At 48.4% G+C, this 13,037-nt stretch carries 12 protein-coding genes; 3 read left to right on the top strand and 9 right to left on the bottom strand.

Translation table 11 applies throughout. The features are described from left to right. Positions 1-91: 91 nt before the first annotated feature. Complete coding sequence (locus NG795_RS01180) at positions 92-427, bottom strand: rubredoxin (protein WP_367286844.1); 336 nt, start codon at positions 425-427, stop codon at positions 92-94. Positions 428-967: 540 nt separating this feature from the next. Between NG795_RS01180 and ndhC the strand changes: the two genes are divergently transcribed. The 3 genes from ndhC to NG795_RS01165 are packed head-to-tail and all read left to right on the top strand — an operon-like array spanning position 968 to position 2,575. Next, entirely contained in the window at positions 968-1,330 is a 363-nt protein-coding gene (gene ndhC, locus NG795_RS01175; protein ID WP_015150278.1) for a photosynthetic/respiratory NAD(P)H-quinone oxidoreductase subunit C, read from the top strand. Further along, positions 1,321-2,058 carry an NADH dehydrogenase subunit K gene (locus NG795_RS01170; RefSeq protein ID WP_015150277.1) on the top strand — a complete coding sequence of 246 codons (738 nt, stop codon included), beginning with the start codon at positions 1,321-1,323 and terminating at the stop codon, positions 2,056-2,058. Before ndhC ends, NG795_RS01170 begins: the two co-directional genes overlap by 10 nt. Continuing rightward, a complete protein-coding gene (locus NG795_RS01165; RefSeq protein WP_367286843.1) occupies positions 2,051-2,575 on the top strand; it encodes an NAD(P)H-quinone oxidoreductase subunit J in 525 nt (174 codons plus the stop codon). Before NG795_RS01170 ends, NG795_RS01165 begins: the two co-directional genes overlap by 8 nt. 169 nt (positions 2,576-2,744) lie before the next feature. Here the strand turns inward: NG795_RS01165 and NG795_RS01160 are convergent, their stop codons facing one another. The 8 genes from NG795_RS01160 to NG795_RS01125 form a co-directional block, all read right to left on the bottom strand. Continuing rightward, complete coding sequence (locus NG795_RS01160) at positions 2,745-3,206, bottom strand: SitI3 family protein (protein ID WP_367286842.1); 462 nt, start codon at positions 3,204-3,206, stop codon at positions 2,745-2,747. Positions 3,207-3,301: 95 nt separating this feature from the next. Further along, positions 3,302-4,219 (bottom strand): alpha/beta fold hydrolase, encoded by a 918-nt coding sequence (locus NG795_RS01155; RefSeq protein WP_367286841.1) that lies wholly within the window; start codon positions 4,217-4,219, stop codon positions 3,302-3,304. Positions 4,220-4,284: 65 nt separating this feature from the next. Further along, positions 4,285-4,596, bottom strand: a complete 312-nt coding sequence (locus tag NG795_RS01150) for a YkvA family protein (protein WP_367286840.1) — start codon at positions 4,594-4,596, stop codon at positions 4,285-4,287. Positions 4,597-4,741: 145 nt separating this feature from the next. Beyond that, positions 4,742-6,088: a TldD/PmbA family protein gene (locus NG795_RS01145; RefSeq protein WP_367286839.1), complete on the bottom strand. Its 1,347-nt coding sequence runs from the start codon at positions 6,086-6,088 to the stop codon at positions 4,742-4,744. Between the two features lie 217 nt (positions 6,089-6,305). Then, entirely contained in the window at positions 6,306-6,548 is a 243-nt protein-coding gene (locus NG795_RS01140) for a YlcI/YnfO family protein (protein ID WP_367286838.1), read from the bottom strand. Between the two features lie 341 nt (positions 6,549-6,889). Beyond that, positions 6,890-9,772, bottom strand: a complete 2,883-nt coding sequence (locus NG795_RS01135; RefSeq protein WP_367286837.1) for an EAL domain-containing protein — start codon at positions 9,770-9,772, stop codon at positions 6,890-6,892. Between the two features lie 413 nt (positions 9,773-10,185). Beyond that, the gene (locus NG795_RS01130; RefSeq protein WP_367286836.1) at positions 10,186-11,673 is read right to left on the bottom strand and encodes a TldD/PmbA family protein; all 1,488 of its coding nucleotides are present in this window, start codon (positions 11,671-11,673) and stop codon (positions 10,186-10,188) included. A 126-nt stretch (positions 11,674-11,799) separates the two neighbouring features. Next, positions 11,800-12,870, bottom strand: coding sequence for a M28 family peptidase (locus NG795_RS01125; protein WP_367286835.1), 1,071 nt, complete (start codon positions 12,868-12,870; stop codon positions 11,800-11,802). Between the last annotated feature and the right edge of the window lie 167 nt (positions 12,871-13,037).

Here is a 13,037-nt window from a genome sequence, read left to right as displayed (position 1 = left end):
ACGGGCGTAACACCCAAACCAATCGGGCCGTTACCCCGGCAGTTAGCGGCTACTTTGAGCTTAGGGTGAGGGGTTCTAGCAACTCAGTTCCTTAGCGTAAACCATACAAACTCAGAAAAAAGATGAATCCGAGTGCCAAAGCACTAAAAATCAAGATATTTTTCTGCGCCCCAGTCAGGGTATTGGCCCCAAATCCAAAACCGTAATTTTCCTTAAACCCCGAGGCAGTCCCTTTCGGTCCAATGTTGCTAAATTGTGTGGGTTTGGCCCCACAAACCGGGCAGCGCCAAGTCAGGGGAACATCCGTAAAGGCTGTTTCAGGAGCAATTTTACGGCCATCTCCCTTCTCGGGTTCATAAACGTAGCCGCATGAGCGGCATTCATACTGATCTAGTTCTTGAGGTTGAACGGCTTCTTCAGTGTTCATCGAACTCAAAGGATGGGAAGGTCCAAACATTAAAACGATGTTAAAGATTATGACATAGTAGTGAACCGCTTTCCATTCCTAACGGTTACAGGTTAAATCTTCGCGATCGGCCCCACCCGATTCTCCCCAGTTCGTAGTAATGACTTCAGTCGTTCCCTCCTGTTCGTAGTAACGACTTCAGTCGTTATCCATGTTCGTAGTAACGACTTCAGTCGTTCCCTCCGGTTCGTAGTAACGACTTCAGTCGTTTCCGGATGGATAATCACCGCGCCACTGCCCCCATAGCCACAACTGGCAAGGGTTTAAACTCTCCTGAAAGGGTTGCTGGCGATCGCGATGAACACTGGATAACGACTGAAGTCGTTACTACGAACCTAAGAGAACGACTGAAGTCGTTACTACGAACAGGTGATGTGCTCACAGAAGACGGGCCTCGGGGTGGACCCATCCCAGACAAACAGTTCTCTTAGCGGCTGCCTCCACAATTATGTAAAAATGTAAACCAGTCGTACAAGTCCTATCTGGCTAGAGTTACTTATTGTGTTTGTCCTCTCCGGCTACGAATATCTCCTGGGTTTCCTGTTAGTTTGCAGCCTAGTCCCGATCCTGGCCCTCAGTACATCGAGATTAGTTAGACCCAAAGCAACCTCTCCTGAACGGCGAACCACTTATGAATCCGGCGTCGAACCCATTGGCGGGGCATGGATCCAGTTTAATATCCGTTACTATATGTTTGCCCTGGTCTTTGTGGTCTTTGATGTTGAGACTGTCTTTCTGTATCCCTGGGCTGTCGCATTCCACCGACTCGGAGTGTTGGCCTTTATTGAAGCCCTCATTTTTATCACAATCCTTGTGATTGCTCTCGTGTATGCATGGCGTAAAGGAGCCTTAGAATGGTCATGAAATCTAATTCAACTCCCCCAAATCTGAGTGAAGGACGGCTCATCAACCCGATCGCCCGACCGGAAGTCACTCAGGAACTCTCAGAAAATGTCATCCTCACCACCGTTGATGACCTCCACAACTGGGCGAGACTCTCTAGCCTTTGGCCCCTAATGTACGGCACTGCCTGCTGTTTCATTGAATTTGCCGCCTTAATCGGGTCCCGGTTTGACTTTGATCGCTTCGGTTTGGTCCCTCGTTCTAGTCCTCGCCAAGCGGATTTAATCATTACCGCCGGTACGATTACCATGAAATACGCACCCATTTTGGTGCGTCTGTATGAGCAAATGCCGGAACCGAAATATGTGATCGCAATGGGCGCTTGCACCATTACCGGCGGAATGTTTTCGGCAGATTCACCCACCGCAGTGCGTGGAGTGGACAAACTGATTCCCGTGGATGTCTATATGCCGGGGTGTCCTCCTCGTCCCGAAGCGGTGATTGATGCAATCATCAAACTTCGCAAGAAAATCTCCAATGATGCGATCCAGGAACGAGGTCAAATTAAGCAATCCCACCGCTACTACACTCGCCAGCACAATATGAAAGCGGTTGACCCGATTCTGACGGGGACTTATTTGCAGTCTGCCACGCGCCAAAACCCACCGAAGGAGTTAACCGAGGCGATCGGAATGCCCGTACCCCCCGCCCTCAAAGCGAGTCAGAAGAAGGAGGAAAAACGTGCCTGAAGAGAAGAAAGAAACCCAAGCTTCTGAAGAGAAAATTGTCCCCACGGGGAAAGTTTCTAAATGGTTGACTGAAAATGGCTTTCAACATGAAGCTTTAGAACCGGATCATCTGGGGGTAGAAATCCTCAAGGTTGATGCTCAATTTTTGATTCCGTTATCTACGGCACTCTATGCCTACGGATTCAATTATCTCCAATGTCAGTGCGGTTACGATCCAGGTCCGGGACAAGATTTGGTGAGTATGTATCACTTAATTAAGGTCACGGACTTTGCCGATCGCCCGGAGGAAGTTCGCATCAAAGTGTTCGTTCCCAGAGAAAATCCTTCAGTGCCATCGGTCTACTGGATCTGGAAAGCCGCCGATTTCCAGGAACGGGAATCCTATGATATGTATGGCATTGTTTATGAAGGACATCCAAATTTGAAGCGGATTTTGATGCCGGAAGATTGGGTCGGTTGGCCGTTACGGAAGGATTATATTTCCCCAGAATTTTACGAGTTACAAGACGCTTATTAAGTTTTGGGAAAGGATATCCTGAATGAGAATGCCCTCCTTTTGAACAAGGAGGGTTTTGTTTTGGACGGGTTACTCTGAGGCGATCGGCTTCGGCTACATCTGACCATTTAGCAGCCCTCATCCCCCAACCCCTTCTCCCAAAATGGGAGAAGGGGAGCCGGATTCAACGTCACTCTTTAATTTCGGACAGTAACAGCGAACGCAAAGTTTGGATATAAAAGGGTTGATTGAATTTCTCAATTTCATCTTTAGAGGTCAAAGGAATTTTTTGATTGAAAATTAAGGATCCTGATATTCTTTGTAATACCGTAGATTCGGAATTAAACAACAAAACTGCATCTCCGGATAGATGATTCAAAACTAACATAGATGCATCTAGCAACATCTGCTTTCCCCATTGGTAATTTTCCTGAGAATCCAGCCAGAACCATACATCCACAGTGGGTTGAAATCCAAAGGTTTCCATCATCATCGATTGACGATGCTCCGTTTCGGGAGTAGCCCCTAATACAATCCCCGGACCAAACAACCTCGTCTCTTCCCACTCTAGTTCCAGTTCTCGTGACAACAGGTTTAAAATGTCCAATGGTTGCCAATCGGTGACAATTCTTAATTCATATTCTAATGACATAAATTCCTCTTTTTGTCAAGAGAATGGCTAAGGTGCATCAGACCGATATTTGATGAAATCATATAATAACTTAAGTCTCTGACGCACCATGTTAGTTATCCTTCTCGAATAAAGGGCGCGATCGCCTGGACAAATTCGGCGGTTGCTTCATAGGGTAAAACATTCCGCCCATTAATTTTCACCCCTTTTCCATTCGGTAAGGCATTCAAATAAGCCGCCAATCGCTCATCGGGGGTCTCCTTTAATCCTTCCCGGCTAATATTAGAAGTATTTTGCCCAATCACCACTAAAGTGGGTTGCTGAATACTGGCGATCGCCTCTTCATAATCTTCCCGCCAAAACCCAGCAAGAAAGGCAAACACCGCGTGTCTAGTTTCCAAATTGGCTGCCCCTTTTTCCAACATATCCAGCCAATTTTTATCTACAGAATCGGGATTTTCAAACAAGTTTTTAATCGAAAATGATTTTAAAAACTTTCGACTACGGGCATACCGATAAAATGCCGTTCCCAATGGTGTATCAAATAGCAAATTCCACAGAAGTTTGTTCTGTGTGGGTGATGCTTCTCGGGTCATAATTTTCCACCCAGGAGGGCCAGATAAAGCCAGCTTTTGAATCCACGAAGTTTCCCCTGGGGGTAATTCTTTGTCCAGTTGCACTAATTTAACCGCTACGGGAAATAAAGCCCCTTGAGTGACGATAATTACAGGCTTTTTAACAACTGTTTTAATAAAATAGAGGACTTGTTCTGCCCAATCTTCGGGGGTATAAGTCACCCGAGGCATATCGCTATCCCCACATCCCAGTAGATCCGGATTATAAATGGGATTGGTGTTGCCCGCTTGATACCACTCTTGGCAAAACCGATACCAAAAGTTACCGGATAAACCCACTCCAATCGGATGAATTAACACTAAGGGAATTTGGGAGTCATCTCCCGGATAAACTTGATAAGCGCATCGATAGGTTTTCCAGGTATAAAACTGGGTTTGGGTTGGGGATTCCACAAGCATGATAGATGACCAAGTTAAATAAAGGACAATTAAAACATCAGCAACTCGCCAGATGATGCGATCGCCTAATCCACCGAAACCGCATCTACATCAACGGTTTGAGTTTCAGGATGGGAGGATTCCGAATGAACTTCCGCCTGAACGTTACTGGGATTTAAGCTTTGCATCCATTCGGTGAGTAGTTCTGAAATGCCCCCCACGAACAAAAACAGTAACGCCACATCATCAATTTGCCCTAAAATTGGGATGAAATCGGGGGAGATATCCAAAGGACTAATCAGATAGAGTAAACTTCCTAAAATGAGAGGCCAACGATATTTAGGATGGCGGAGGACTGTGCGATATAAGCTAGAAATAATCGATATTGGAAATTTCATTGAGACCTACTTTATAACAATTTAAAGAAACCAACTGAATCCGATTATAAACCAAAAATGGTCAAGTTTGGAGGGACTGAAGAGTTGCTGGAAAAGTTTCTCTCCGGTCCCTTGCCTGTTAACGCTTGAGGCTTTCTGGATGAGGTTATATACTATCGGTGTTACTCGTGAAATTAAAGGCTTTGACGCGCACACCGGGAACGACGCTACCCCCAAAGCGTTGCACCGTTGTGAGGGCATCTACATCTCGCAACAGTTCCGGTAAACTTTGATTAAAGCGCAGGTTTTCGATGGGGTAGGCAATTTCCCCATTTTCAATCCAGAATGTACCATCGCGAGTCATGCCGGTGACTTCTAAGGTGCGCGGGTTGATATACCGCACATACCAAGCGCGACTTACTAGGATACCTTGTTGAGTTTGGGCAATTAAATCGGCGAGACTGGCGTCGGAACCTGTCATGGCGATGGGATACATCATTCCGGTGGGTTGTTTGCCCTGCTGTTGCGCCCAATACCGACTGTAGGAGAGGGTTTGGGGAATGCCATCGGTGATGATCTCCAAGGCTGTATTACTCAATCCATCCTCGAAAAATGTGCCGGATTGCAATAAGGGATGGGCGGGATTACGCTGGACTTGGACCAAGGGACTAAACAGGGGTTCTCCGACGCGATTACCGGCAGATTTGCCCGAGGCATCGGTGTGAGACATGAACGATCGCCCTTCATCTGCTGCCCTTGCATCTAAATTCCAAATGACCCAAGGGAGTAAGTCGGCAAACGCTGCTGCATCAACGATGACGGGATATACACCGGGTTTGATTTTGCGGGGAGACTGGGAGGCAACGGAACGGGCGATCGCCTGTTCGGTCATTTCGGCGATCGGGAGGCGATCGATCGCAAAGGCAGTCCGAGAAGTCCAACTCGAACCTTTACCAATTTTAGCCGTCACGCTGAATTCTGCCTCCGTTTTGCGATCGCTGGCTAATACTCCCAGAGAATTGCCGATCGCCCGACTTGTCGCCGCCACACTCAGGGTCCCGGAACTTTCCACCCCGGATTCTGCCGCCTTCTCACAAACCTGTTTCACCAGTTCTCCTCGCCGCAGGGGAGAAACCGTCGCAGTCGCCTCATCAAAAGCGGGAATCCGGCGATCGTAGGATTGCGGTTCCAGGAGGGGAACCCATTCCGGGTCCTCGGGTGCAATTCGCGCCAATTCTTCCGATCGCCTCACCGTCTCTGCGATCGCCTCCGGATCCTGTTCCGACGTCGATGCCGAAGCACTCCGCTTGCCAAAATAACTGGTAATCGTCACATTAAACCGACTGCGACTAATATTTTGGGTAATTTGATTTTCAGAAAACCGACTCAGAGAAGATTCCCCATCACTCAGACTCACAAACACGCCATCCGCTTGGGATTGCTTCAGGGTCGATTCTACCAAGGATAAGGCTTGGTCCTCACTCATTAAAATGGGGGCAGTTGCTGGGGTCATAAAATTTTAAAACTTGAGAGCTGATAGTTTATTTTATCATCTTGGCAGATAATCATGGGGTAGATTTACGTTTTTGCTTCTGTTTAAAGGGCAGTCAAGATATATGGCTTACCTGCCTAAAGTCAACAATTAACGCTTATAAATTGGTCAGTAAGATTAAATTTTAGATAAAATTGGAGATTAAAAAAACTCCTCAAATCCGGATAGCGAAAGATGATTATAAATCCTCTCGTCCTTCGCTTTCTCTAATCTGATGAATCAATTCGGTATCATCCGGTTGAGGCGGTAATTCTTTGTGGAAGGCTAGAATTTTTTGATGGGCAGCTAATCCTTTTCGACGTCGCACTTCCTGCTCCAATGCCAGGATAACGACATCATTTAAGGTTTCATCAGGACTGCTCAGGCGTTGGGCGCTTTCTAGGAGTTCTTGGGGAATGTGAAGACTTACGGATCCTTCCATCGCTAATCACCAATTGGGATAACTTTACAATACCACAATCTGACAGGGGTGAAACAGCCCGATCGCCCTCCTTTATCCCTCTTAAATTTCCCATGAGGTAGCGGTGAGAAACTCGGTTTCTTGTCTCCCGCAGCAATCATCGGTTTGATTTCCTAGGCGATCGCACCCCGAGGCGCGAGGGAAAATTGGTCGTCAATTAGCCAGTCAGGTTAAACAGGCGATTATGGAGGGTTCTTTGAATCAAAAGGTTTCGGCACAGGAGTTTTTAGTGGCGGTGTATTTGGCTGATCAAGACCAGCGATCGCGCCCTTGAACCACTCCTTTAGACCCTTAACCCAGACTCATCCGGTGGGTCTGTCCAATGTTACCAACTTGGTGACTAATTTTCCTTCCTGAATGAGCAATTGAGTCGCCTGTTCACTATCAACCGGGGGTGAAAACAGATACCCTTGAGCCATCGCACATCCCAGTTGTTGGAGTTTCTCTAACTGGGCCGATGTTTCTACCCCTTCGGCAATTACTTCCATGCCCAAATCGTGAGCCAAGCTCACAATTGTCATCACGATTTCGGAATTTTCTCCCTCCACTCCAATCCGATTCACGAACGAACGGTCAATTTTCAAAGTATCTAGGGGGAACTGATGTAAGTAGCTCAAAGAAGAATACCCGGTGCCAAAGTCATCCATGCAGAGGTTAATTTTCCGCTGTTTAAGCTGCAACAGCATTTCCGTGGCTAATTCGGGATTATCCACGATCGCGCTTTCCGTAATTTCCAGCTTTAACATACTGCCATCGATCCCGGTTTCGGCCAAAATCCGATCCACTTGTGAGATTAAATCAACCCGGGAAAATTGTCGTCCCGATAGGTTAACTGCCACGGTTAAGGGTAATAATTGGGGAAATTGGTCTTGCCAGAGACGCAACTGTTGGCACGCCTCACGGAGTACCCATTGACCGAGGGGGGCAATTAAGCCGGTTTCCTCGGCGATGGAGATAAATTCCCCCGGTGGCACTAACCCCAACTCAGGATGTTCCCATCGCAAGAGCGCCTCAAATCCTTCAATGCGTCCGGTTCTTAGGCAAACAATCGGCTGATAATGCAAGGTAAAGGCGAAGGGTTTTTTGACGGAATTAAAGGGCAGGGATGGGGTCTGAATCCCCAATTCTTCTGCGCTATCATTGTTCTGTGAATCTGGGGTGGGAGACAGGTAAAACCGGGGATTGGCCGATCGCTTTTCTCCTTCGGAAAAGGCCCGCCGCAGGTCATTTTCTAGCTTGAGCAAGCGCACCACCCGATCGTGCATGGCGGTATCAAACACCTCATGGCGAGAGCGTCCCAGCGCTTTGGCGCGGTACATGACGATATCGGCATCCCGTAATAGGTCCTCGGGGCGTTCGTAACCCCGGGAACTGAGGGCAATCCCAATACTCACACTGGTAAACACTTCTTGTCCTTCGATCGCAAAAGGACGGGTTAAGCAAGCGTGAATTCGTTCCGCCACCCGCCTTGCGGTGCGTAAGGCGCGGATATCTTTGAGGAGGATAGCAAATTCATCCCCTCCCAAGCGGGCGATCGCGTGTTCATTGCGTCGAAAACTATGGGGACGCACTGCCAGAGTCTTGCGAAGGCGTTCGGCAATCTCAATCAACAGGCGATCGCCCACCCCATGTCCCAAACTATCATTAATCACTTTGAACCGATCCAGATCCAAAAATAGCACCGCAAATAAATAGTTAGGATTTTGTTTCCCCCGTTCCCACTCCTGACGCAGTTCTTGCATAAATAACGTCCGGTTGGGCAGTTCCGTTAGGGCGTCATGAAACGCATTATGGCGCAATTTTTCTTCGATTTTAGCTTTTTCAGAAATTTCCGCTCTGAGTCGATCATTGGCGGCTTTTAATTTGGCGGTGCGTTCCTCTACGATCGCCTCTAACTGAGCATTCAAGGTCGCCAATTTAGACTCCGCTTGGTGGCGGGCGATTGCCCCTCCAATGCTTCCCGCTGCCGCTTTCAAAATTGATTCTTCTGTTTCGGACCATTGCCGTTGATAATGGCAATCGTTAAAGCCGATAAACCCCCAAAACCGCCCTTCAATGGCGATCGGCATGACTAAAATAGATTGAATCCCTTGGGCTTCTAACAGCCTTCGTTCATTGTCACTTAAGTCTTTAACCCTGAGACCGATCGCTTTTCCAGCACAGAGAGTCTCATACCAACCCGGTAAATTTTCCTCATAAGAAAGGGTTTGGAATTCCGGTTTCTCCTTCGAGGAAGTAATCCCCTCCCCAACCCATTCCCAGCAGATCCGCATCAGATGTTCTTCGGTCAGACTTTGGTAATTTTCCACCAGGTAGGCGCGATCGACTCCGGCGGCATTTCCTAATTCAGCTAATGCCTTAGAAATCGCTTCAGATAGATTGGGGGCGGTTAATAGCGCGTAAGTTGCTAATGCCACCCCTTCTAAGAGGCGATCGCGCTGTTCGAGTTGGACTGCCGCTTCCTTGAGTTCTGTAATATCTTTCTCATTCACCAGAATCGCGCGATCGCCCGTCACCGGATCCTTAGCATTGCGAATCTCCACGGCGTGCCAGCGCACCCCCTGCAACGTTTGCATCTGGGTTTCATGATAAAAGACATTCCCCTGTTCAAGACAAGCTAACGCTCGTTCCCCATCCCTACTCTGGACAAATCGCTCTTTCCAGGCGTTTTTTTCCCTATTTCCCTCCCCATAACACCGTTTTGCCACCGGGTTTTGCATCACCATCGTGCCATCGGTTTTGTACAGAGAAATCATCACCGTTGCCTGCTTGAGCACTTCATTTGAGCGCCAAAGTTCCCAGTCATGGCGCTTCATGACCTCCGTCATTCCCTCAACTAACACCCCCATTCTTCCCGATTCAATCCGAATTCCCGAACAAGCACATCGAATGGATACGGGTTCACCATCCGCTTGAAAGGTCCATTGTTTCACCACTGTTGTACCCTGCTCTAATTGTTCTAGGTCGAGTTCAATCCCGCTTGAATTCTCGTCAAATGGGTTACTCCAAGTTCCTTCGGGCCGTTTTGCTATGCTTTTTACCCCCCACAGACTTAGGGCCGCAGCGTTTGCCCACCACACCTGATTTTGGTCCAAGTCCCAAATCCAGATGGGGGAAACCAACACATCCAACGACGCTAGTTCTTGGCGATTGAGTATGGAATCGCTGAGTTTTAGTTGTGGCATCAATCGGTGTTTTTATTGAATAACATTTTTAAGGGAAATCTGAAGAAAACCGCTTTTTTTTATAGTCGTCGGGTATGGCCGGACGGTAAGGTTCAAAAGCGAGGGTTTCTCTGGGTCTTATTTCAGTTGTTTTTTGTGCTTGCTGCTCGGGGTCAGGTTACTCCTATATTTTGGGCTCAAGCGAGTTTTATTACTCTGATTCTATCCGCAATCTCTGCCCTTGTCTCCCTGTTTTTTTGAATTTTTGATAAATTGAGTCGGGCCTCTGGTATTTTCTGGCCACAGAGGACCGACCTTTTTCTTCCCGGTGACTCACAGAATGGGGACTGGGGAACAGTCCCTACCGCTTGCTCCATTTTTGATGAATTCAGCAACCGGGTTTCATGGATTCGGGGAGTTGACTCCACCCTTCTTTAAGAAGGGCCGCCAATGAAAATGTCTCGAACTCGGACGGGGACACAGGCATGAGTCATTTGGGCGACCTGCATCGGTTCTCCTTTTCCACACAGATTGGTACCACACTGAATCTGCTCCGATTTGGGCCCGATCGCATCCACACTTTTCCAAAAATCCGTGGTCATCGCCTGATAGGTGACATCTTTTAACATTCCCACAACTTTTCCTTTTTTGACTTGCCAAAAGGCATCCCCGCCAAATTGAAAATTCCGCCGTTGTTGGTCGATGGAATAGCTACCAATCCCATCAATTAAAATCCCGTCTTCGGTATCGGCGATCGCTTCGGCGAGAGTCGCTGTATGACTCCCCCCATCCGGTCCCGGTTCTAAGCCGAGATTGGGAATCCGTACCATCGGCACGTTATACCAACTATCCGCATAAGCACATCCATTACTGCTCCCTCGTCCCAGTCGCGCTGCCGTCTCGCGATCGGTGAGATAATCTACTAAAATTCCATCCTTGACAACGTACCATTCTTGTGATATAACTCCTTCATCGTCATATCCCATTGTTCCCCGTCCCCCCGGTTGGGTGCGATCGGCCTTAAAATTGACCCAAGGGGCAGCATATTGTAGACTTCCTAAGCCGTCGGTGGTGGCAAAGCTGGTCCCGGCAAAGTTCGCTTCATAACCATAGACGCGATCGAGTTCCGTGGGATGTCCGACGGATTCATGAATCGTGAGAAACAGATTGGTGGGTTTCAGGATTAAAGTAGTTTTAATTCCCGAAGGGCCCTTGGGAGCATGAACTTTGGCGATCGCCTCCGTTGCCACGCGGTCCACTTCTCCCAGCAAATCTGCCCTATCAATATGTTCATAGCCGCAATTCAACGGAGGCCGTTCATAACTGCGACTTTGGGCATCTCCATTGGCAATCGCGGTACAATTATATCCTGGATAACTGCGGTAAATCGTTTGTTCAATCAACGACCCTTCCGTAGAGGCAAAAATTTTCTGTTCCTGGGTAAAGCGCAGGAAAGATGAAGCTTTTTTAATCCCGCGATCGCCATACCCTAACAACCGCTCATTAATCTCTAACAACAAATCCGCTTGTTCCTCAATAGGAATGGTAAACGGGTCAATTTCAATCGGGGTCCTATAACTATCTCGATATCCCTCTACTGGGACTAACTTCACCGGCGTCTGTTGCGTGAGGTGACTGCCTTTGGCAATCTCTACCGCGAGGGCCACAATTCGTCTAACTTCTGCTGCTGTTCTGCGGGGACTCGCCGCAAATCCCCAAGACCCTTGATGTAACACCCGCACCCCAAATCCTGCACTCACGCGATCGCTCAAGTTACTTAAGGAGCGATCCCGTGCGGTTAGACTGCGATCGCGATAACGACACAGACGGATCTCCCCATACTCACACCCCGCTTGCCGAATCAAGGCGATCGCTTCGGTGGCTAAATCCTGATGGGTGATCTGAGTGGGCGCTTCTAACATAACGGATTCCCAAGTTAGGTTTTCTCCTTAATTCTATAGCAATCGTTTATGAGTTTGACATGAAGAAATCGAGCAAGATCCTCGCACTCCCAATCCGTAAATCTACTTCCCTGGCATTCAAACGGCTTACATCCCCAAATTGGCCTCAGTCCGAATCGAGTTCGTTTCTAGGCTTCCCTGACTCTCTAATAAGGTTACAATCACATCAGCAATCCGTTGTGCGGAACCGATAAAAAAGGGCTGATCAATGCTTTGAGGTATATCACTGGGTTGATGGTAGTGCGGCGATCGCAAATTTCCCGTATCCGTCACTAAAACTGCCCCAATCCCATGATACCAAAAGGGAGCATGGTCACTTCGCAGGGTATCCGGAATCAATAACCCTTTAAAGGGAACGGGTAAAGTATAAACTGGCGGTAAATTATTAGCCGCCGTTTCCATCTGGAACACTTCCAGCAGGGGTAAATGTTCCGTATCCCCAATAACGGCAATAAAGTCACCGCGATCGCTAGGCGGTTGAATAGGGAGTTGACTGGGATAATCCTGACATCCCGCTTGATAACAAGCATATCCCACCATATCCACCACGATCGCACCGCGCAAGTCCGCGATTAAGTTGGGATCGCTGGCAAAGGCAAAACTGCCATGTAATCCGATTTCCTCTAAGTCAAAAAAGGCCAACTCTAGCGATCGCTCAGTTTGCCGGTCCTGCAACAGTCGCGCCACTTCCAACAACACCGCCACCCCACTGCCATTATCACTGGCACCGGCAGAACCGGGAACGGTATCATAATGTGCGCCGAGGAGGATACTTCCCCCTTCAGGATTCCTACCCGGTTTTTTGGCAATCAGGTTGATTCCGTCTGCAAAGGGTTGAGATTGCGGTGCCCATCCGGCGGCTACGAGGCGACTGCGGATATACTCTCGGGACTGTTCTCGGCTATCTGGAGTTGAGCGATCAAAGGCTAATGCTTCTAAATCGGCCATCAGGCGACTGGGGACAACTGCGGGAGCCCGCCTGAACTCCAGGGTGAGGGGACTGGGTTCGGGAAGGGGGGGGACTGGATCTGCCGGTTGCTGTGAGAGAGGAGCATCCGGCGGCTCAAAGGATACCGGGGATGGATGGCGAGTAAGACTCACTAAGATGATGGCGATCGCACTCAGCAGGCAGAGCAGAATCCAGATTTTTTGTTTCATGGTTGCGGGTTAATCCAATCCGATCAAGCAGGCACCGGCATCGCCGGTTGTGGTACAAATTTTATTATGGATTATAGAAATGCTTATGAAAAGAGTGCGAGCATCTTGCTCCCTAAGACTGGAGCAAGATGCTTGCACTCCCTGAACCCTGGGCGATCGGATAACGA

Origin of the sequence: Laspinema palackyanum D2c (genome assembly GCF_025370875.1) — a bacterium.
Taxonomy (GTDB): Bacteria; Cyanobacteriota; Cyanobacteriia; order Cyanobacteriales; family Laspinemataceae; genus Laspinema; species Laspinema palackyanum.
This window is presented reverse-complemented; position numbering and strand designations above follow the sequence as displayed.